16 protein-coding genes are annotated in these 19,216 nt (G+C 60.0%); 4 read left to right on the top strand and 12 right to left on the bottom strand.

Annotated features, from left to right (window positions below):
- Positions 1–210, top strand: a 210-nt coding sequence (locus MHY24_RS06045; RefSeq protein ID WP_239228705.1) for a transposase, incomplete at its 5' end; no start/stop codon positions are given.
- Positions 211–937: 727 nt separating this feature from the next.
- Here MHY24_RS06045 and purL read toward each other — a convergent pair.
- From purL to purS, 3 genes are read right to left on the bottom strand one after another with little or no spacing between them, the layout of a single operon-like run.
- A complete protein-coding gene (gene purL / locus MHY24_RS06040) occupies positions 938–3,247 on the bottom strand; it encodes a phosphoribosylformylglycinamidine synthase subunit PurL (RefSeq protein ID WP_239228704.1) in 2,310 nt (769 codons plus the stop codon).
- 13 nt (positions 3,248–3,260) lie between these two features.
- Positions 3,261–3,944 (bottom strand): phosphoribosylformylglycinamidine synthase subunit PurQ, encoded by a 684-nt coding sequence (gene purQ / locus MHY24_RS06035; RefSeq protein ID WP_005325791.1) that lies wholly within the window; start codon positions 3,942–3,944, stop codon positions 3,261–3,263.
- Positions 3,945–4,187 carry a phosphoribosylformylglycinamidine synthase subunit PurS gene (purS, locus tag MHY24_RS06030; RefSeq protein ID WP_239228703.1) on the bottom strand — a complete coding sequence of 81 codons (243 nt, stop codon included), beginning with the start codon at positions 4,185–4,187 and terminating at the stop codon, positions 3,945–3,947. It lies immediately after the preceding gene.
- Positions 4,188–4,420: 233 nt separating this feature from the next.
- Here purS and MHY24_RS06025 point away from each other — a divergent pair, with 233 nt between their 5' ends.
- The gene (locus MHY24_RS06025; RefSeq protein WP_239228702.1) at positions 4,421–7,195 is read left to right on the top strand and encodes an ExeM/NucH family extracellular endonuclease; all 2,775 of its coding nucleotides are present in this window, start codon (positions 4,421–4,423) and stop codon (positions 7,193–7,195) included.
- Positions 7,196–7,739: 544 nt separating this feature from the next.
- Entirely contained in the window at positions 7,740–8,528 is a 789-nt protein-coding gene (locus MHY24_RS06020) for a hypothetical protein (protein WP_239228701.1), read from the top strand.
- On the opposite strand, the gene MHY24_RS06015 is transcribed toward MHY24_RS06020, so the two are convergent.
- From MHY24_RS06015 to purD, 8 genes are all read right to left on the bottom strand, one after another.
- Positions 8,525–9,160, bottom strand: a complete 636-nt coding sequence (locus tag MHY24_RS06015) for a hypothetical protein (protein WP_239228700.1) — start codon at positions 9,158–9,160, stop codon at positions 8,525–8,527. The genes MHY24_RS06020 and MHY24_RS06015 overlap by 4 nt on opposite strands.
- A 10-nt stretch (positions 9,161–9,170) precedes the next feature.
- Entirely contained in the window at positions 9,171–9,767 is a 597-nt protein-coding gene (locus MHY24_RS06010) for a hypothetical protein (protein WP_239228699.1), read from the bottom strand.
- A complete protein-coding gene (locus tag MHY24_RS06005) occupies positions 9,767–10,285 on the bottom strand; it encodes a hypothetical protein (protein WP_239228698.1) in 519 nt (172 codons plus the stop codon). Before MHY24_RS06005 ends, MHY24_RS06010 begins: the two co-directional genes overlap by 1 nt.
- A gap of 246 nt (positions 10,286–10,531) precedes the next feature.
- The gene (locus MHY24_RS06000; RefSeq protein WP_239228697.1) at positions 10,532–11,215 is read right to left on the bottom strand and encodes a DUF2334 domain-containing protein; all 684 of its coding nucleotides are present in this window, start codon (positions 11,213–11,215) and stop codon (positions 10,532–10,534) included.
- A 56-nt stretch (positions 11,216–11,271) separates the two neighbouring features.
- The gene (locus MHY24_RS05995; protein ID WP_239228696.1) at positions 11,272–13,395 is read right to left on the bottom strand and encodes a S9 family peptidase; all 2,124 of its coding nucleotides are present in this window, start codon (positions 13,393–13,395) and stop codon (positions 11,272–11,274) included.
- Positions 13,396–13,434: 39 nt separating this feature from the next.
- Positions 13,435–14,328 carry a phosphoribosylaminoimidazolesuccinocarboxamide synthase gene (locus tag MHY24_RS05990; protein ID WP_239228695.1) on the bottom strand — a complete coding sequence of 298 codons (894 nt, stop codon included), beginning with the start codon at positions 14,326–14,328 and terminating at the stop codon, positions 13,435–13,437.
- 160 nt (positions 14,329–14,488) lie between these two features.
- Entirely contained in the window at positions 14,489–15,919 is a 1,431-nt protein-coding gene (gene purB, locus MHY24_RS05985; RefSeq protein WP_005325782.1) for an adenylosuccinate lyase, read from the bottom strand.
- A 41-nt stretch (positions 15,920–15,960) separates the two neighbouring features.
- Positions 15,961–17,235, bottom strand: coding sequence for a phosphoribosylamine--glycine ligase (gene purD, locus MHY24_RS05980; protein WP_239228694.1), 1,275 nt, complete (start codon positions 17,233–17,235; stop codon positions 15,961–15,963).
- A 35-nt stretch (positions 17,236–17,270) separates the two neighbouring features.
- Here purD and MHY24_RS05975 point away from each other — a divergent pair, with 35 nt between their 5' ends.
- Positions 17,271–17,702 carry an HIT family protein gene (locus MHY24_RS05975; RefSeq protein ID WP_239228693.1) on the top strand — a complete coding sequence of 144 codons (432 nt, stop codon included), beginning with the start codon at positions 17,271–17,273 and terminating at the stop codon, positions 17,700–17,702.
- Here the strand turns inward: MHY24_RS05975 and MHY24_RS05970 are convergent.
- Positions 17,699–19,204 (bottom strand): cell wall metabolism sensor histidine kinase WalK, encoded by a 1,506-nt coding sequence (locus tag MHY24_RS05970; protein WP_239228707.1) that lies wholly within the window; start codon positions 19,202–19,204, stop codon positions 17,699–17,701. The two genes, MHY24_RS05975 and MHY24_RS05970, sit on opposite strands and share 4 nt — an antisense overlap.
- Positions 19,205–19,216 lie beyond the last annotated feature (12 nt).

The raw sequence follows: 19,216 nt of genomic DNA, 5'->3' as shown, positions 1-19,216 counted from the left end.
GAGATCCGGCGGCGTACCGACGTTGTAGGGATCTTTCCTAACCGCAGGTCTGTGATCCGCCTGGTCGGCTCTGTACTAGCCGAGCAACATGATGATTGGATCCAACAAAAGCGCTACATGTCGCTGGCGAGCTTGGAACAAACCCGAAACCTCATAGCCGCCAACACCTTCAATGACAGCAACACGAAGACCACCGAAGAAGCAGCCTAATGAACCGACATCAACCCCGAGCCGGACCCTAACACCGCCGATGACACTGTCCCTCGATTCAGAAAGAACAGATACACCACTTCCACGGACTTGACCGCTGTATATTTCATATACCGAAATCAGACTATCAAGATGCAAACTCTGCTGCAGCTGTATCGATAGGTGGAATCATCATCGACATCAGATCTTACCTCTTGTTTGAAAACTTCTTCCCTTTTAATGCCAACCAGGTTGAAAATCAGCCCCTTAATCGAATTGGAATTTCATTAGGTCCACGAACCGGCATGGACCTTGACCCCTTCACCACCCCACCCAGAGCTTAGACAACCAATAGATAGCCCTGAGGCAAACTTTTGTTCGCATACTTGAAATTTGAACTTAACCATCCAATGGACTATCTGACATCTCTGATACCAGATACCCCCACTCGCTAGTACGTGAAGTAACTTTCAGAAACACACCCACCAATACTTTGCCACGCAAGGAACGGCCTTCTCTAGCCAACTCGGCCGTACAACAGCTTTACAAAATCTTTGCTATTTCATTTCAACACAAACTATCAGTTATTTTATTTAGTAATAAGCATTATATCAACTTGATATTATTTTTATTAATTTATTGGTTTTGTGGGTTAGTGGTCAGAAGGGGACGCGGACATGCGAAAAGCCCGGGCGAAGCCGGGCTTTTCGCATCTCCGTGTCGGTGTGCGACGGGAGTGCGGAGCGGTTTACTCCACTACGGAGTTAGCACCCACAGCGTGGTCGAAGAGGTCCGGCAGGGTGGCGGACCAGGCGGCGACCAGCTGGGAGATGGCGACGGACTCGCCACCGAGGGTGAGGGCACCGGTTTCGGTGGTCTCGCCAACGATGGCGGCTGGGATGCCCAGCTCACCGGCGCGGGCAAGTACCTGATCGGCGCGGTCGGCAGTGGTGGCCACGAGCACGCGGGAGGCGGACTCGGAGAAGGCCGCGACGAATTCATCCTCGTGGACTGCGGAAAGGTCCAGGTTGAGGCCGAGGCCGGCGCCGTCGGCAGTCGCACCAGCGCGCTTTGCCATCTCAAAAGCGGTGACGGCAAGGCCACCCTCGGACAGATCGTGTGCGGCGGTAAGCAGCTCATTGCCGTGGAAGAACTCAGCCAGGCGCTTCTCGTTGGCCATATCCACCTGCGGCGGCAAGCCATTGAGGGAGGAAGCATCGGAAGTATCGGCGCTTACCTGTTGCCAGATGGAGCCGCCGAACTCGTCCTTGGTCTCACCCAGGGCGATAAGAACTTCCTTTTCGTCCACGGTGCCGAGCTCATTGCCAATGGCCTTGTGCACGTCATCGATAACGCCCAGCACGCCTACCACCGGGGTAGGCAGGATCGGCTCCTCGCCGGTCTGGTTGTAGAAGGAGACATTGCCGCCGGAGACGGGGATGGAAAGCTCCACGGCGGCGTCGGCAAGCCCATGCACAGACTCGCGGAACTGCCACATCACGTCGGGGTTTTCCGGGGAGCCGTAGTTTAGGCAGTTGGTAATCGCGACGGGCTTCGCACCGGTGACGGCGACGTTGCGATAAGCCTCCGCCAGCGCGAGGCGGGCGCCCATATTCGGATCCAGCTTGGTGTAGCGGCCGGACGCATCGGCAGAAACGGCCACGCCGCGGCCGGTCTCCTCATCGATGCGCAGCACACCGGCATCCGCGTGGTGGGACTGAACGGTATTGCCGCGCACGTAGCGGTCATACTGATTCATGATGAAATCGCGCGAGCAGAGCGATGGGGAGGAAACGAGCTTCTGCAGGGATTCCACCAGTCCACGCTTGTCAGTGCCCTGGTATTTCTGCAGCTCGTCCTGCCACTCCGGGCGGGCATAGGGGCGCTCATACACAGGGGCCTCATCCGCGATGGTGCCGGCCGGGGCATCCACGACAACCTCGCCGCGGTGGCGGATAACCAGGTGGTTGCCCTCGGTGACCTCGCCGATCTCAGCGCAGGTGACGTCCCAGTACTCACAGATTTCGCGGAACTTCTCCACGTTTTCCGGAGCCACAACGGCACACATGCGCTCTTGGGACTCGGAGGCGAGGATCTCGGCCGCGGTCATATTCTGCGCGCGCAGCGGCACGTTATCGAGGTTGACCTCCATGCCGCCATCGCCGGAGGCGGCCAGCTCGGAGGTGGCGCAGGCCAGGCCCGCGCCGCCCAAGTCCTGAATGCCTACGACCACGCCGGCGTGGTAGAGGTCCAGGCAGCACTCGATGAGGACCTTCTCTGCGAAGGGATCGCCCACCTGCACGGCCGGCAGCTTGCGCTCAGCGCCGTCCTCGAAGGTATCGGAGGCCAGCACGGACACACCGCCGATGCCATCCAGACCGGTGCGGGAGCCGAAGAGCATAACCTTGTTGCCCTTGCCGGACGCAAAGGCCAGCTTCAGGTCATCAACCTTGAGGGTGCCCACGCACAGGGCATTGACCAGCGGGTTACCGGCATAGGTCTCATCAAAGACGGTCTCGCCGCCAATATTGGGCAGGCCCAGGGAGTTGCCGTAGCCACCAATACCGGAAACAACGCCGGGCAGGACGCGCTTGGTATCGGGGGCGTCGGCAGGCCCAAAGCGCAGCTGGTCCATCACGGCAATCGGGCGAGCACCCATGGCCATAATGTCGCGCACGATGCCGCCCACGCCGGTGGCCGCACCCTGGTAAGGCTCCACGTAGGAGGGGTGGTTGTGGGACTCCACGCGGAAGGTCACCGCGTTGCCGTCCCCGATATCCACCACGCCAGCGTTCTCACCAATGCCGGCGAGGATCTTCTCCCCCATCTCCTCGGTCATGGTCTCACCAAAGTAACGCAGGTGCGTCTTGGACGACTTATAGGAGCAGTGCTCGGACCACATGACGGAGTACATGGTCAGCTCCGCATCGGTGGGGCGGCGGCCCAGGATGTCATGGATGCGCTGGTACTCGTCGTCCTTCAGGCCGAGTTCCGCGTAGGGCTGCTGCTCGTCCGGGGTGGACTGCGCCTTTTCTACGGTGTCATTATGAACGGTCATGAAAATGGCCTCCTTAAACCGCCGGCGCCTGGGCGACGGCCTTGATGGCGGATACGAAAAGTCCCAGTCCGTCGGTGGATGGGCCGGTTAGCGTGTCAATGGCGTGCTCGGGGTGCGGCATGAGGCCCACGATGCGGCCGGACTCATCGCTCACACCGGCGATGCCGTTGACGGAACCGTTGTAATTATCGGTATAGCGGAAGACCACGCGGCCCTCACCCTCGATGCGGGCGATATCATCATCGCCGGCCTGGAAGCGGCCCTCGCCGTGCTTGGCCGGCACCAAGATCTTCTGCCCCTGCTCAAACTCGCTAGTCCACGCGGTGGTGGAATTAGCCACCTCGAGGTAGGTATCGGTGCAGTGGAAATGCAGGCCCTTATTGCGGGTCAGCGCGCCTGGCAGCAGGCCCGCCTCGGTCAAAATCTGGAAGCCATTGCAGATGCCGAGCACCGGCATGCCCTGCTTCGCACGATCGATGACGGACTGCATTACCGGCGCAAGCGCAGAAATAGCGCCCGAGCGCAGGTAGTCACCATAAGAAAAACCGCCCGGCACTACGACCGCATCCACGCCGTGCAGATCAGTATCTGCGTGCCAGAGGCTTTTCACCTCTGCGCCGGCGGTGCGGGCTGCGCGAGCGGCATCCACATCATCCAGGGTTCCGGGGAAAGTGATTACTCCGATAGTGGCGGTCACTTACTTGACCTCCAGCCCAACAACCTCGTAGTCCTCGATCACGGTATTGGCCAGCAGTGTGGCGGCTACCTTCTCCAAGTCCTCTGCGGTGACGGAGTCATCGACCTCGATTTCGAAGCGCTTTCCCTGGCGAACATCGCTGACACCGGAGACCCCGATGCGACCCAGCGCGCGGACGACGGCTTGGCCCTGCGGATCCAGAATTTCCGCCTTGGGCATGACATTGACAACTACACGAGCCATGAAAATATTTGCCTTACTGTATGGGGCTTTGGTCTGCGCGGCTTAGTTTAGTTGGCACCCCCGGCTTTTACCTAGACTCACCCCCGCAGTGTGGGTTTCACCCCGGTTGGGGAAACTCTACGTGAACCCCAAACAACGCTCTGGCAAACTCCGGCGTGCGCTCCAGCCTGGCCCGGCGCGGCGCTCTACTAATAGACATCGCACACTATCGCTCTCTTTTTAAGGTTGAATCTATGTCTTCTCGCCGCCTAGGCGCATTGGCGCTCGCCACCGCCTTGTCCTCTGCCGCCCTTGCCGTTCCCACCGCCACGGCTGCCACCGACGGCTCCGCCGCAGTCATCTCCGAAGTCTATGGAGGAGGCGGCAATAAGGGCGCTGCCTTCACCCACGACTTCATCGAGCTCTATAACCCCACCGATGCCCCAATTGACCTGAACGGCTATACCGTGGAGTACTTCTCCGCTTCCGGCAACACGGGCGGCAAGGTGGACCTTTCCGGCACCATCGCCCCGCACGGCTACTACCTGGTGCAGGGCGCGGCCGGCAATGGTGCGGGCGAGGCCCTGCCTGCCCCAGATGCCGAGGGCAGCCTCAACATGTCCGGTTCTAAGGGCTCGGTGCAGCTTGCCGACGCCACCGGAACCCCCATCGATGCCATCGGCTACGGTGCCGCTTCCCTCAAGGAGGGCACCGCTGCCGCGGGCCTGTCCAATGCCAAATCCGCCTCCCGCAACGCGGAGGGCACCGATACCGATGACAACGCCGCCGACTTCACCATTGGCGCTCCCACCCCGACTAATACCGGTAATGAGGCTCCCTCCCCTCAGCCTGAGGATCCGGCCGAGCCCGAGCAGCCAGCTCCCGAGGGCGTGACCGCCATCGCGGATATCCAAGGCACCGGCGCTGAGTCCCCGCTCAAGGACCAGACCGTTACCACCGAGGGTGTTGTCACCGGCGTGTGGAGCGAGGGTGGCCTCAATGGCTTCACCATCCAGACGGGCGGGACCGGCACCGAGGCTACCGATGCCTCCCAGGCCCTCTTCGTGTACATGGACGATAAGCCAGCCGATCAGTACCCAGACCTCGAGGATTCCGTCGCAGTCACCGGCAAGGTCTCCGAGTTCTATGGCTCCACCCAGCTCACCGCCTCCACGGTCACGCAGCTCGAAACCCCGCTGGAGAAGGTCACCCCACTCAAGGTGGATCAGCTTCCCGATGGCAACGAGGCCCGCGAGCCCTTCGAGCACATGCTCATCCAGCCCGGCGAGCACACCGTGACCAATAACTACTCGCTCAACCAGTACGGCGAGGTCGGACTCGCCCCCGGCAAGGAAGCCCTCCGTCAGCCTTCCGATATCTTCTCGCCCTCCACGGATCCCAACTCCGATATTCAGAAGCTGACCAAGGACAACGCCGATAAGCTGGTCACCCTGGATGATGGCCGCACCCGCGACTATCTCAAGACCGACCAGAATACCCCGCTGCCGTACATCGCCCAGGATGATGCCCAAACCATCAAATCCCTGCGCACCACCGATACCGTGACTTTCCAGCACCCCGTCATCGTGGGCTTCTCTCATGAGCAGTGGCGCTTCCAACCCACCACCCCAGTCACCGGCAACACCAAGGGCGCAGACCTGCCCATCTCTTGGGAGGACTCCCGCGAGGCCGAGCTACACGCCATCGATGACGTCAAGGGCGAGTACACCATCGGCGCCTTCAACGTGCTGAACTACTTCACCTCCCTGGGTGAGGAATTCGGCGGTAGCGCCTACACCGACCGCGAGGGCAATAAGGTCACCGTCAACCGCGGCAAGACACGCGGCGCCTATACCCAGTCGGCCCTGGAAGACCAGGAGCGCAAGATCGTTGCCGCCATCAACGGCCTCGATGCCGATGTCATCGGCCTTTCCGAAATCGAAGATGGCTACGCCGTCACCGGTGACTTCGCCGAACGCGACAAGGCGCTCAAGCGCCTGACGGAAAAGCTCAACGAGGCCGCCGGCTCCGACAAGTGGGCCTTCGTCCCCTCTCCTTCCGAGGACGCCGTACCGGACTCCCCGGACGTCATCCGCACCGCGTTCATCTATCACAAGGATGTGGTCAAGCCCGTCGGCGAATCCCGCATCTTCCAAGACGATCGCTTCACCGGCACCGCCCGCGAGCCACTCGCCCAAGAGTTCCAGCCGCTAAAGGAGGGCGAGGAGTCCTTCGTTGCCGTGGCCAACCACTTCAAGTCCAAGGGCTCGGTGGCCAAGGGCGACGCCGATTCCGGCGACGGCCAGGGCAATAACCCGAACGTTCGCAACGCACAGGCGCAGGCCGTACTCGATGCCCTGAAGAAGCAGGAAGACTGGAAGGATAAACCGCTTTTCGCCCTGGGTGATTTCAATACCTACACCCACGAGACCGCGCTCGATGTCTTCCGCAACGACGGCTTCACTGTCCCCGCCGAAAAGTACGAGGCTGACCCCTCCTACCAGTTCTCCGGTCTGCTCGGCACCCTCGACCACGTGCTGGCTAATAAGGTTGCCACCGGCACGCTTGACGACGCCCAAGTCTGGAACATCAATGCCGATGAACCCGTCGCCTTCGAGTACTCTCGCCGCAATTACAACATGGTGGACTTCTACGATGATTCCCCGTTCCGCGCCTCCGACCACGACCCGGTCAAGGTCGGCTTCACCCTCGGCGAGGACGACTCCGCCGGCCAGCCAGACGATCCTGCGGACAATCCTGCAGACGAGCCTTCCGATGAGCCAGGTAAGCCAGAGGACAAGCCCTCCGATAACCCTTCTGAAAAGCCGGATAAGCCTGCCTCCGGCTCTAGCTCCAGCACCAGCTCCGTCGGCGCCGGTATCGCCGCTGCCATCGCGGCCATCGCTGGTCTTATCGCCATCCCCGGCTTCCTCGCCGTGACCGGCAATCTCCAGAAAGCCATCCCAGCCCCCATCTGGGTCATGCTGCCTAAGGAAGTAAAGAACTTCATCACCAGCCTGCAGCGCTAATCATTTTCGCCAGCTTATAGAAATCCCTGCTCTTCCTACGTAGAGCAGGGACTTTCCATTCGGGTAGGCCACAAACGATGTATTCTGAATCTGCCCTATCCCCTATCCCGAACGCTTCTCTGCGCTCCATGTGCCAATGCAAATAATCCAGGAATTAGCTGCTGATTTTCGACGGAAGGCGGACGAGCTCCGCTACGTTCCCCAGGACTTTCTCCGCGTCCTCAAGAATAATTGGCTCGCGTTATTTGGCACCTTAGTTTTAGCCGTTGCGCTGAACAGGATCCTTCTATGGGGCTCCGTAGCCCTGACATTTATCCATCCAATTCTCAGTACTCTGACCCTCCCTTTTGCCGCTCTCGCCATGATGTCTGGGGCAATTGTTGCCATATGGATCATCGAAAAGGATCTAGTTCACCTAAAATTCGCGGTACCCCAAGAAAATCGATTTAGATACCTCCTCCATTCCACCGGTGCGTTAATACTTCCATTTATCGCTATATACGTATCCACTGGGTGGTATAGTGATGACTTTATTGATCGCCGAATGCCGATCATCGAGCTGCGGGCAGGAAGCGCTGAATACTTTGACTCTCTGAAGCTCGACCCCGGCTATGACGAACGCTCAACTATTGTGGTGTTCTGCGCCGCCGTCGTCGTGCGTATGCTTTTGAGGTGGTCTGGGCTGGGACGTAAGAATCTCCTGTGCGCATGGTTATTGGCCTACTGTGAAGTGCTGTGGGCATTTACCCTTGCTACTTGGCTGAAAAGCTTTGCTGCCGGTGAATCCATTTGGCCACAACAATTTCATTTCTGGGATTGGTGGGAATCCGGAAAAGACTTCTTCTCTAGCGTGGAACCGCTGAAGGAAGGCATCGTCTTTCTATTTTCGACAGTCTTAGTGCTGCCCGTTTCTTGGAAAATCTTTGTCCAGGTAGTCCTGCGTAAAAGCATTTTTCTGGACGAGAACACCCCCTTTCCCAAAACAAGGGACGAGTGGGCAGTGGCACCACAATTGGTATCCCGGCAAACGTTTACATTCCTCCAGGCCTTTCGCGAAACAGTACTTTTGTTGTTCTCAATAGGCCCCTTTGCAGTAGCGCTTCTCTGCTTCTACTTCAATCTTTTTTGGGTACCTGAAAACCTTTGGCGCTGGTTACTAGATCTTATTCTCGGGCCAATTACAGCCCCCGGGCCGCGGTTTTACATCAAATATTCGCTACTTCCGTTCGGAAAAGTCTTAGCCCTCGCAGTCATTACCGTTCTTAGCTGCGTGACCGCAGACCGGTGCCAAGGGAGCATCATTAATCGGCTGCGCAAACCACAATGGACTTAGTTAACGGCAAACTCTGACTTGTCTCCGTCAACGTCTCCTGACTTATTTACTTCAACGATGATCCGGTCGATTTCTAAATCTTCCGGCAGCGGAATGTACTCAGTGACGCTTCTGCGCGTATCTTGCTCAGAGGGAGAAGCCGGTCCGTCCTGCTCACGGTGATGTTTTGCCGAAAATTGTTGGTCGCGCAAAATTCCGCATGCGTCTTCTCTGCGTGTTGAGAAGACGCTGCCACGAGGAACAAATGTCTTCGGAAGTTCAATTTCGCCTCTGTATTCCACAGCAGGAGCAGTAGTTCTTAACCGCCATTCTTGCTGATTCCGGTCATTGATATAGGAAACTTTGCACGAGAACTCTGACTGTACGGAAGCATCATTCCACGTAATTTCAGCGGCGAATACCCTGTATTTATTGCCATAGGTGTCCACCGCGTAAGACGATTCCATAATTTCAGCCGATTTAACACCAATCTCGGGCTGACCACCTAACCCGCTTCCAAATTGAGGCCCTAAAGCCCACATTTCTCCAACCCGACCGTTCCAGTCCGCCTCACTGCTACCCCCGTTGCCGAAGAAGATATAGAGCGGTAAGCTCGAAGACAAAAGTAGGGTTAGGCTTCCGAAAAACAACAATGCGAACCGCCTAATCAAGCAATACTCCCTCGTCAAACTCAGGAAGATGGATGGTCCTTCCCTGTGCTTCCTCTGCCAAGCTTGTCGCCTCTTCAGAATCAACCTGCAATGGAATTCGGATTTGTGGTTCAGCAAAGTTGAACTTTCCGTCCCAGCGGGTCAATGAGATCACAAGCTCCGCTCTTTCCAACTGGTCCACAGGTATTTCAAAAATGGGGCGGCAAGAAACCACAACATAGCGGGTGTTGGGATTACAGTTTCCCGTGTGCGCTACAGAAAGAAACACATTGTCTTGCCTACTTTGCAAGGCATAGCTTGCTCTCCCCGTGTTTTTCAGAGTCAACTTCTGTGCAACCTCAATCTGCACGAAGATTCCTTCAGAGTGGGCATCATCCAGATTCGAAAATGATTGCATTCCCTTAACCTGGAATTCTCCAAACCCGTTCACCGCGACCTTTTCATTGAGCTCACCTTTGATTTTTACTCGGTGTTCGCTTACCCGCTCGACCCGAGAAAAATCCTGAAAATACGCACTACCCACCACAAGGCCAATGATGACAAGGCCCCACAAAAGCGTGCGCAAAATAGACGTACTCACTTGTTTCATTAGAAATACACTTTCGCCAGTGGTTCCCCTCGAAGCGTACTGTTTACGAAACCTCGATAGTTAGGGGTTGGCACAATATCGAATAGATAAAAGCCATCATTTCCGGACTTCTCAATTTCGTACTGGGCACTCAAGCTTGGCCCCAACATGCTGCCGCCACGATGACTCCCTGCCCGGAACACACTGAACTCTTCGCCGCTCTGCTTAGAAAATCGCCCCTCCGGGTTTGTACCCAGTACCTCATGGGGATAAAAAGCCCTATCCAGATGATTCGTAATACTCACCTTGATAACAGTCAGTTCTTTGGGTTCAATGATCTGCTGTCGTGTACCCACTCCCTCAAAGGAAAAAGTTACTCCTTCGCCCTCGGTAACGGGGTCTTCGCTTAAGTCATATGTAGGGATTTCTCCTCCCTCGCGAGGCTTGAATCCGCCGGCAATCGCAGTTAATGCGAGCAGAATGACGCAGAGGCTCACAAGCAGCACGCGGGGTCGGGATAGTAAGGAAGAGAGATACACCCTTCAGAGTGTAAATGCATTTTGTCTGCATTTCTCTACTTAGCAATGCAGCCAGCTCGGCCCACTCCTGCTACAGCTTGCCACTAATAGATTCTGCTTCGCGCCGATGCAGCTGAGATCGGCAAAATCACGACTTTCGTCCATCTAAACCACCGCAACCGTCGACGGAAATGGGCGTTTATATGGACGAAAATCGCGAAGATGTGCTTATTGCTCCGCGGAGCCTCTGACGAGGGAATGCGCAGGCTATTTTGGAAGATAAGCGCCGTAATCGGCAGGGGTCGCGCCGGCGTTGATGGCCCGGTCGGCGGCTTTGACGAAGTCATTGATTACTTTGCGGTCATCCAGGTTGCGGCCGGAAACCGAAAGGCGGACCGTATTGCCACGCTGGGCGGAGCGCTCAGCAGCGCGAATAATGTTCTTGCGCCACCACTTGGCGGAACCAAAGCCTTCACCGAAAGAAAGGTTGCGGGCCTGGTGGAACTTACCGGAATTAATCTGAAGAATGCCGCGGGTGGAGGCGGCTACCTCAAACTTGAACTGCGGCAAGACCTGCAAGGTGCCGGGCGACATGCGCCAGCGAGGGGGCGCAAAGATGGTGGGGTCGAAGCCGATCTTGGCCATTTGGCGGGTAGCTCCGGCGAGCCGCAGCTTCGCCTCGTGCGAATCGAGGTTGGCGAATTCCGCGCGGCGGCCCTGCACTGAACGATCAAAACCATTCAGGATGAGAACGCGGCCGGCATCGGCTTGGTCTTGGAGCCACTTCTTGGTGTCTTTGTCTTTGGCGAGGTGCCAGTCGCCGTCGATATGCGGGGCAATCAGCAGGGAAACAGGAATCTCCTCCCGATCAAGGATCGAGAGGAGCCGGCTAGCCTGCTTCCGTGTGTCATCAAAGATGCTGGAGATAGATACCAGAAGGTGGCCATTCATAAGGAAAATTATCGCACAGGAATTCAGGATTCGCGCGTTGGCCCCCTATCCGGGTTTTACTTCTCCAAGCCAGTGGCCTTGTTGATGGTCCACGCGTACTCGAAGGCATTCTGGCGCCACTTTTCATAGCGCCCGGACACGCCGGCATGGCCTGCGGCCATTTCGGTCTTGAGCAAGAACTCGCCGCCGGTGGCCGTCGTTCGCAGCTGGGCGATCCACTTGGCCGGCTCAACGTAGAGTACGCGAGTGTCATTGAGCGAGGTGATAGCCAGAATGTCCGGGTAGTCCTTAGCCTCGATATTTTCATACGGCGAGTAGGACTTCATGTAGTCATAGACCTCTGGATCGTGGTACGGGTCGCCCCACTCTTCCCATTCAGGGACCGTGAGTGGCAGCTCCGGCATGAGGATGGAGGTCAGCGGATCCACGAACGGCACGACGGCCTGGATGGCGGTGAAGCGATCCGGGGCCATATTGGCAATCGCGCCCATGAGCATGCCGCCGGCAGAGCCGCCCTCGGCCACCATCTGATCCGCGGTGGTCACGCCGCGGGCGATGAGGTCATCGGCGACATCGATGAAATCGGTGAAGGTGTTCTTCTTCTTGAGCATCTTGCCGTCGTCGTACCAGGTGCGGCCCATCTCGCCGCCACCGCGGACATGGGCCACGGCGAAGATCATGCCGCGATCCATGAGGGACAGGCGGGTAACGGAGAAAGCCGGATCCACGCTGACCTCATAGGAACCGTAGCCGTAGAGCAGGGTCGGATTCGGCTGGGTGCGGTCGAGATCCGCGCGGTGGACAATGGAGACGGGGATTTCGGTGCCGTCGGCAGCCGTGGTCCACAGGCGGTAGGCCACGTAGTCATCCGGGTTATAACCGCCGGGAACCTCCTGCTCCTTGAGCAGGGTAAATTCGCCGGTATCCACGCGGTAATCAAAGAGCTGGGAGGGCTGGGTGAAAGACACGTAGCTCACGCGCAGCACCGGTGCGTCCCACTCGGGGTTACCGGATACAGACACGGTGAAGAGTTCTTCGTCGAAGTTGAGCTCTTCGAATTCGCTAAAGCCGTCGTTCACACGCATGATGGCGGCGCGGCCGATGCCGCCGCGGCGGTAGCCCACCACAATCTGATCGCGGTAGGTGTCCACGCCCTCGATGCGGGTGGTTTCCTCGTGCGGCAGAAGCGTCGGCAGCTCGCGTAGGGCGGGCAGCTCATCCTTGGCCTTGGTATAGCCGACCTCGAAATTGGGGCCGGTGGCGTTGTGGGTGACGATCCAGTAATCCTCGCCCTTAACGACGGCGTGGTCGACGTCGTAGTCCACGCCGGATTCGCGCTCCCACAGCAGGCGGAATTCACCCTCGGGGTTGTCTTCTTCGAGGACCCACACCTCAGAGGTCACCTTGGAGCTCACGCCAAGGAAGAGGTATTTATCGGAGCGAGCGCTGCCGATGCCGACGTTGAAGTGTTCGTCTTCTTCCTTGAACACCTGCACGTCTTCGGACTGCGCGGTGCCGACCTTGTGGCGCCAGATGGCGTCAGGGCGCCATGCCTCGTCGACGGTCGTGTAAAAGATATAGCCGTCGCCGGCCCAGGTGGCGCCGTAGAAGATGCCCTTGAGGTGGTCGTCGAGAAGCGCGCCGCTTTCCAAGTCCTTGATGTAGAGCTCGAAGCGCTCGTCGCCGGCGAAGTCCACGGAATAGGCCAGGTAGCGGCCGGAATCAGAGATGGAGGCGGCGCCGAGGGCGAAAAAGTCCTTGCCCTCCGCCAGCGCGTTGGCGTCGAGGATAATCTCCTCACCTGCCGGGGTGCCTTCCTCTGGGATAACCGGGGCAGTCCATGGGTCGGCCCCCTCCTCTACCGGGAGGCGGCAGGAGTAGCCGTAGCTCTTGCCCTCCTCGGTGCGGCCGTAATACCAGTAATCGCCGCGGCGAGAAGGCACGGACATATCGGTTTGCTTGATGCGGGACTTAATCTCCTGGAAGATATTTTCCGTCATCTCATCCAAGTGCGCGGTCTTCGCCTTGGTGTAATCATTTTCTGCGTTGAGGTAATCCAGGGTTTCCTGGGATTCCTTGTCGCGCAGCCACTCGTAGTTATCCACGAACTCGCGTCCGTGGAAGGAACGGGTCACGGGGTGGACGGCGGCCACGGGGGCGGAAAGATTCTCGTTGCTCATGCCGCCCCACTGTACGCGTGGCGCCCCGTAGAGCGAGAGCTAGGCCTCGGGTGAGAGGAAGTCCGCGAAGCGCTCGCCGGAAAGCCGCTCATAGGCCTCGATGTAGCGCAGGCGGGTGGCGGAAACGACGTCGTTGGGAAGCTGGGGCGGGGTGCCGTCAGCGGCTTGATCCCATCCGGAGGCGTCGGAAGTCAGCCAATTGCGCACGTACTGCTTGTCGAAGGACGGCTGGACCTCGCCCTCCACGTAGGAATCGGCCGGCCAGTAGCGGGAGGAATCTGGGGTCAGAACCTCATCGGCCAGCACGAGGGTGCCGTCCTTGTCGAGGCCGAACTCAAACTTGGTATCGGCGAGGATAATGCCCTTCTCCTCCGCGAGCGCGGCGGCCTCAGAGTAGATGCGGAGGGTGGCCGCGCGCAGCTCCTCGGCACGCTCGGCGCCCAGCTTGTCCGCCACGAAGTCGAAGGAAACGTTCTCATCGTGCTCGCCCTGTTCTGCCTTGGTGGCCGGGGTGAAGATGGGCTCGGGCAGGCGGGAAGCCTCAACCAGGCCCTCCGGCAGCTCGATACCGCACACGGTGCCGTTGGCCTTGTACTCCTTCAGGCCGGAACCGGTGAGGAAGCCGCGGGCCACGCACTCGAAGGGCAGCATATCCAGTTTCTTGACCACCATCGCGCGGCCGAGGCACTCGGCGGGGATGCGCTCATCATCGAGCGGGCCGGCCAGGTGGTTGGGGAAATCGATGGAGTCGAAGAAGAACTTCGAGGTTGCGGTCAGCACGCGGCCCTTGTCCGGGATGGCCGGTTCGAGGGCGTGATCGTAGGCCGAGATGCGGTCCGAGACCACCATCAACAGGGTGTTCTCGTCTACATCGTAGATATCGCGGACCTTGCCGGAGGCAAGATGGTTATAAGAAGAAAGCTCAGGTCGCATGACCTTTATTCTAGCGCCCAGGGGTAGCGAGCACGTTTCGATCAAATAAGCCCCGAAATCCGCGTGGGATTCGGGGACTATTTGATCGAAATGCGAAAAGTGGGGCGCACCGCGACAGGCAGGGCGCACCGCGACAGGAAGGCGCCCGGTGCGGTTCGAATTAAAGGATCTCGCCCGGGGTATAGGCCGCGGCCTTGGGGTGCTCGCCTACCAATGCGTTGATGCGGTTGAGCACCTGGCTGACCTGGGACTCGGCGGCGCCGATGAAAGCATGCTTATCGGCTAGGGCGGCCTCGAGGTCGGACTCGTCCATGGGCAGGCGGTCATCGGCAGCAAGGCGCTGGACCAGGTCCTGCTCGCCGCCGTTTTCGCGCATATTGAGCGCGACGGCCACGGCGTTTTCCTTGATGACCTCGTGGGCGGTCTCGCGGCCCACGCCGGCGCGCACGGCCGCCATGAGGATGCGGGTGGTGGCCAGGAAGGGCAGGTAGCGCTCCAGCTCGCGGTCGATCATGGCCGGGAAGGCACCGAACTCGTCGAGGACGGTGAGGAAGGTTTCGAATTGGCCGTCGAGGGCAAAGAAGGCGTCGGGAAGCGCGACGCGGCGGACGACGGAGCAGAAAACATCGCCCTCGTTCCACTGCTGGCCAGCGAGGTCTGCGGCCATGGTGAGGTAGCCGCGGAGGATGACCTGCAGGCCGCCGACGCGCTCGCAGGAACGGGCGTTCATCTTGTGCGGCATGGCGGAGGAGCCGACCTGGCCTTCCTTGAAGCCCTCGGTGACCGTCTCGTTGCCGGCCATCAAGCGGATGGTGGTAGCCAGCGAGGACGGGGCGGCGCCGAGCTCCACCAGGGCGGAGATGGCGTCGAAGTCGAGGGAGCGCGGGTAGACCTGGCCCACAGAGTTGAAGATGCGGTGGAAGCCCAGGTAATCCGCGATGGCCGTCTCCAGGGAGGCGAGCTTGTCCTCGGAGCCACCCATGAGATCGAGCATGTCTTGGGAGGTGCCCATCGGGCCCTTGATGCCGCGCAGCGGGTAGCGTGCCAAAAGATCTTCGACGCGCTCAATGGCCAGCAGCATCTCGTCGCCGGCCGTTGCGAAGCGCTTGCCCAGGGTGGTGGCCTGCGCGGCCACGTTGTGGGAGCGGCCGGCCATGACCAGGGACTGGTACTCGGCGGCGTGGCGGCCGATGCGGGAGACCACGGCGATGGCCTTATCGCGGATGATCTCCAGCGAGGTATGAATCTGCAGCTGCTCCACGTTCTCGGTGAGATCGCGGCTGGTCATGCCCTTGTGAATGTGCTCGTAGCCGGCCAGAGCATTGAATTCTTCGATGCGGGCCTTCACATCGTGGCGGGTGACGCGCTCGCGCTCCGCGATGGACTCGAGGTTCACGTCCTCTACCACGGCCTCGTAGGCATCGATGGCCTTGGCGGGGATGTCTACACCCAGATCCTTCTGGGCGCGCATAACCGCAATCCAGAGCTTGCGCTCCAAGATGATTTTATGCTCCGGGCTCCAGATATTGGACAGCTCCGCGGAGGCATAGCGGGAGGACAGGACGTTGGAAATCTTCTTCTTTTCAGCCACGTGGCTATTATTCCATGCCTGCCCCGCCGCGGGGTGAAGGGTTAGAGAGAAATCTCACCGTCTTCTGCTCGCTTGCCGATGTCCCGGCGCACAAAGCCACCCGCAAACTCGATGCCGTCGACGGTGGCGTAGGCGTTTGCGCGGGCGTCGGCAAGCGTGGCGCCCTTGCCCAGCACGCTGAGCACGCGGCCGCCGGCGGTGCGGTAGGCGCCATCGGTATGCACGGTGCCGGCATGGAGGACGCGCTGCGGATCGTCCAAGGCGGCGCCGGAGATGGCATCGCCCTTGCGCGGGGAAGCCGGGTAGCCCTCGGCCGCCATGACGATGATGACGGCGAAGCCATCCTCCCACTCCAGCGGCGGGAGCTCGGAGAGGGTGCCGGTGGCCGTGGCGTGGAGGGCCTCAGCCAGCGGGGACTTGAGCAGGGAGAGCACTGCCTGGGTCTCTGGGTCGCCGAAGCGGCAGTTGAACTCGACAACGGCCGGGCCTTCTTCGCCCCAGGCCAGGCCGGCGTAAAGCAGACCGGAATAAGGGGTGCCGCGGCGCGCCATCTCCTTGGCCACAGGGGTGCAGACCTCGTCCACGATGCGCTGCACGCCGTCCTGCGGCAGCCACGGCAGCGGGGTGTAGGCGCCCATGCCACCGGTATTGGGGCCTTCGTCGTTGTCATAGGCACGCTTGTGATCCTGGGCTGGCAGCAGCGGGACGACGGTCTCGCCATCGACTAGGCAGAAGAGAGAGACTTCGGGGCCGTCGAGGAAGGATTCCAGCAGCACCGGGTTGCCGGCCGCGAGGACGGCATCGACGTGAGCGCGGGCGGCGGCGCGGTCTGGGGTGACCACGACGCCCTTGCCGCCGGCCAGGCCATCATCCTTGACAACGAACTGCGGGCCGAAGCGGTCGAGCGCGGCCTCAATGTCGTCTTCGGTGGCGCCCGGGCGCAGCTGCTCCGCGCGGGCGGTCTTGACGCCGGCGGCTTCCATGACGTCTTTGGCAAAGGCCTTGGATCCCTCGATTTGGGCTGCTTCTTTGCTGGGGCCGAAAACTGCGATACCGGCCGCGCGCAGAGCGTCCGCCACGCCGGCAACGAGGGGAACCTCAGGGCCGATGACGACGAGATCCGCGGCGATGCTCTGGGCGAGCTCCACCATGCGATCAGCGTCCTCTACCTGGGAGTAATCCGGGTGGACGGTAGCGAGGGTGGACATGGCCGCGCTGCCCGGCGCGGCGTGGATTTCGGTGCTCTTAGGGTCGGCGGACAGGCCCTTGACTAGGGCGTGTTCACGGCCGCCCGAACCAATTACGAGAATGCGCATGCCCACCATCATAACCAGCGGGTAGCCTGGCACACATGGCTTCTGTATTTACAAAGATCATTAATGGTGAACTACCCGCTCGCTTTGTCTACCGCGATGAGACCTGCGTGGCTTTCCTCTCCATCGAGCCGCTGCGCTACGGCCACACCTTGGTCGTGCCCATCGAGGAAGTAGATAAGTGGACCGACCTAGATCCACAGACCTGGGCCCACCTCAACGAGGTCGCCCTGGAAATCGGCGGCGCTATCAAGACCGCGTTTGATACCCCGCGCACCGGCTACATCATCGCCGGATTCGATGTCCCGCACACCCATATCCACCTCTTCCCCACCGAGAAAATGGAAGAGTATGACTTTGCCAAGGCCTTCGACGCCGAGAACACCGACGATGCCGCGATGGACGAGGCGGCCGCCCGCATCCGCCAGCACCTGGGTACCAACGAGGAAGGCTTTCGCGAGGAGGATTAGGGCTCAGAGGGGGCGTCGGCAAGCGCGGGCAGGCGCACCGTAAAGGTGGTGCCGCGGCCGAGCTCGGAGTCGACGCTAATGCTGCCATCGTGCTGCTCCACCAGGGAGTGGACGATGGCCAAGCCCAGGCCGGAGCCGCCGGTATCGCGGGTGCGCGAGGTATCGGCACGGTAAAAGCGCTCGAAGATGTGCGCCGCATCTTCCTGGGACATGCCCTTGCCGTCATCGCTGACATCGACCAGCACATCATTGGCCTCGCGGCGCAGGCGCAGCGTCACCGTGGCATCCTCGCCGCCGTGGCGGATGCCGTTGGTCACCAGGTTGAGCAGCACCTGGTGCAGGCGGCTGGCATCGCCATTGACCACCGGGATGGACTTGGCGTCATTGGCCACCGAAATTTCGCGTCCGGGAAAGGCCGCGCGCGCAGAAGAGCCCACGGACAGGGCCAGCTCCAATAGGTCCACTGGGCGCAGGTCTAGGCGCGTGCCTTCGGCGCGGGTGAGGGCCAGCAGGTCCTCCACCAGCAGGGACATGCGCTTGGACTCATCATCGATCTTGGAAAAGACAAGATCCACGTCCTTGGTGGCGCCGGAGCGATAAAGCTCGGTATAACCGCGAAGACTCGTCAACGGCGTGCGCAGCTCGTGCGAGGCATCGCCCACGAAGCGACGCATCTGTTCCTCTTTCTCTTGCGCGCGCACGACGGAGCGCTGTAGCTGCCCCAGCATGATATTGAGCGCGGCGGCCAACTGGCCCACCTCGGTGTGCAGCGGCCATTTGGGAACGCGCTTGTCTAGGTCGCCTGCCGCGATTTCCGACGCCGTCTTTTCCACCACCCGCAGCGGCCGCAACGCCCTGCGGATAAACCAGAAACCCACGGCCGCAATGGCGGCCAAGGCGATGGCAGCAATGGTCACTTGGACCATGGCTAGGCCGTGCAGGATTTCCTTCTCATGGGTCATATCCTTGGCAATGACCGTGATAACGCCATTGGAATCCGCGAAGGCGAGCGCGCGCCACTTGGTGTTGTTTTCGATGGAGCCCACGGTGGTGGGATAGCCGCCGAGCGGGATATTCTCCGCGTTCGGGGTAGTCGACGATGGTCCCGAGTAGCGAATGGTGCCATCGGGTAGGTAGTTCAGCACCACGTATTCGGTAGGCGGGCGCTTTGTGTGATCGCCGATGAAAAAGTCATTACTGATATCACGCGCCCATGTGGTCGACGCGGCGCGCAGCTCATCATCGACGTTGTTGAAGAGGACGTTGCGCATGATGGAATTCACCGCAAAGGACGAGCCCGTAATGCCGAGCCCGGAGACCACGACGAGGAGGATGACCAGCCACGTCCGCAGCGGCATGGCCTGCGGAATCTGGGAAAACATCCGCCGCTTGGAGGACTTTTTCTCCCCTTCGCCTTGCCCCAGGCCCTCATGCCACATGGACTGCGGGCGCGCCGCTGCCGGTGCAGGTGCCTGGTCCTGGGTCTCCTGTGAATCTTCCATCACTTAAGCACT

This window comes from Corynebacterium sp. ACRPQ, assembly GCF_022347225.1.
Lineage (GTDB): Bacteria > Actinomycetota > Actinomycetes > Mycobacteriales > Mycobacteriaceae > Corynebacterium > Corynebacterium tuberculostearicum_D.
This window is presented reverse-complemented; position numbering and strand designations above follow the sequence as displayed.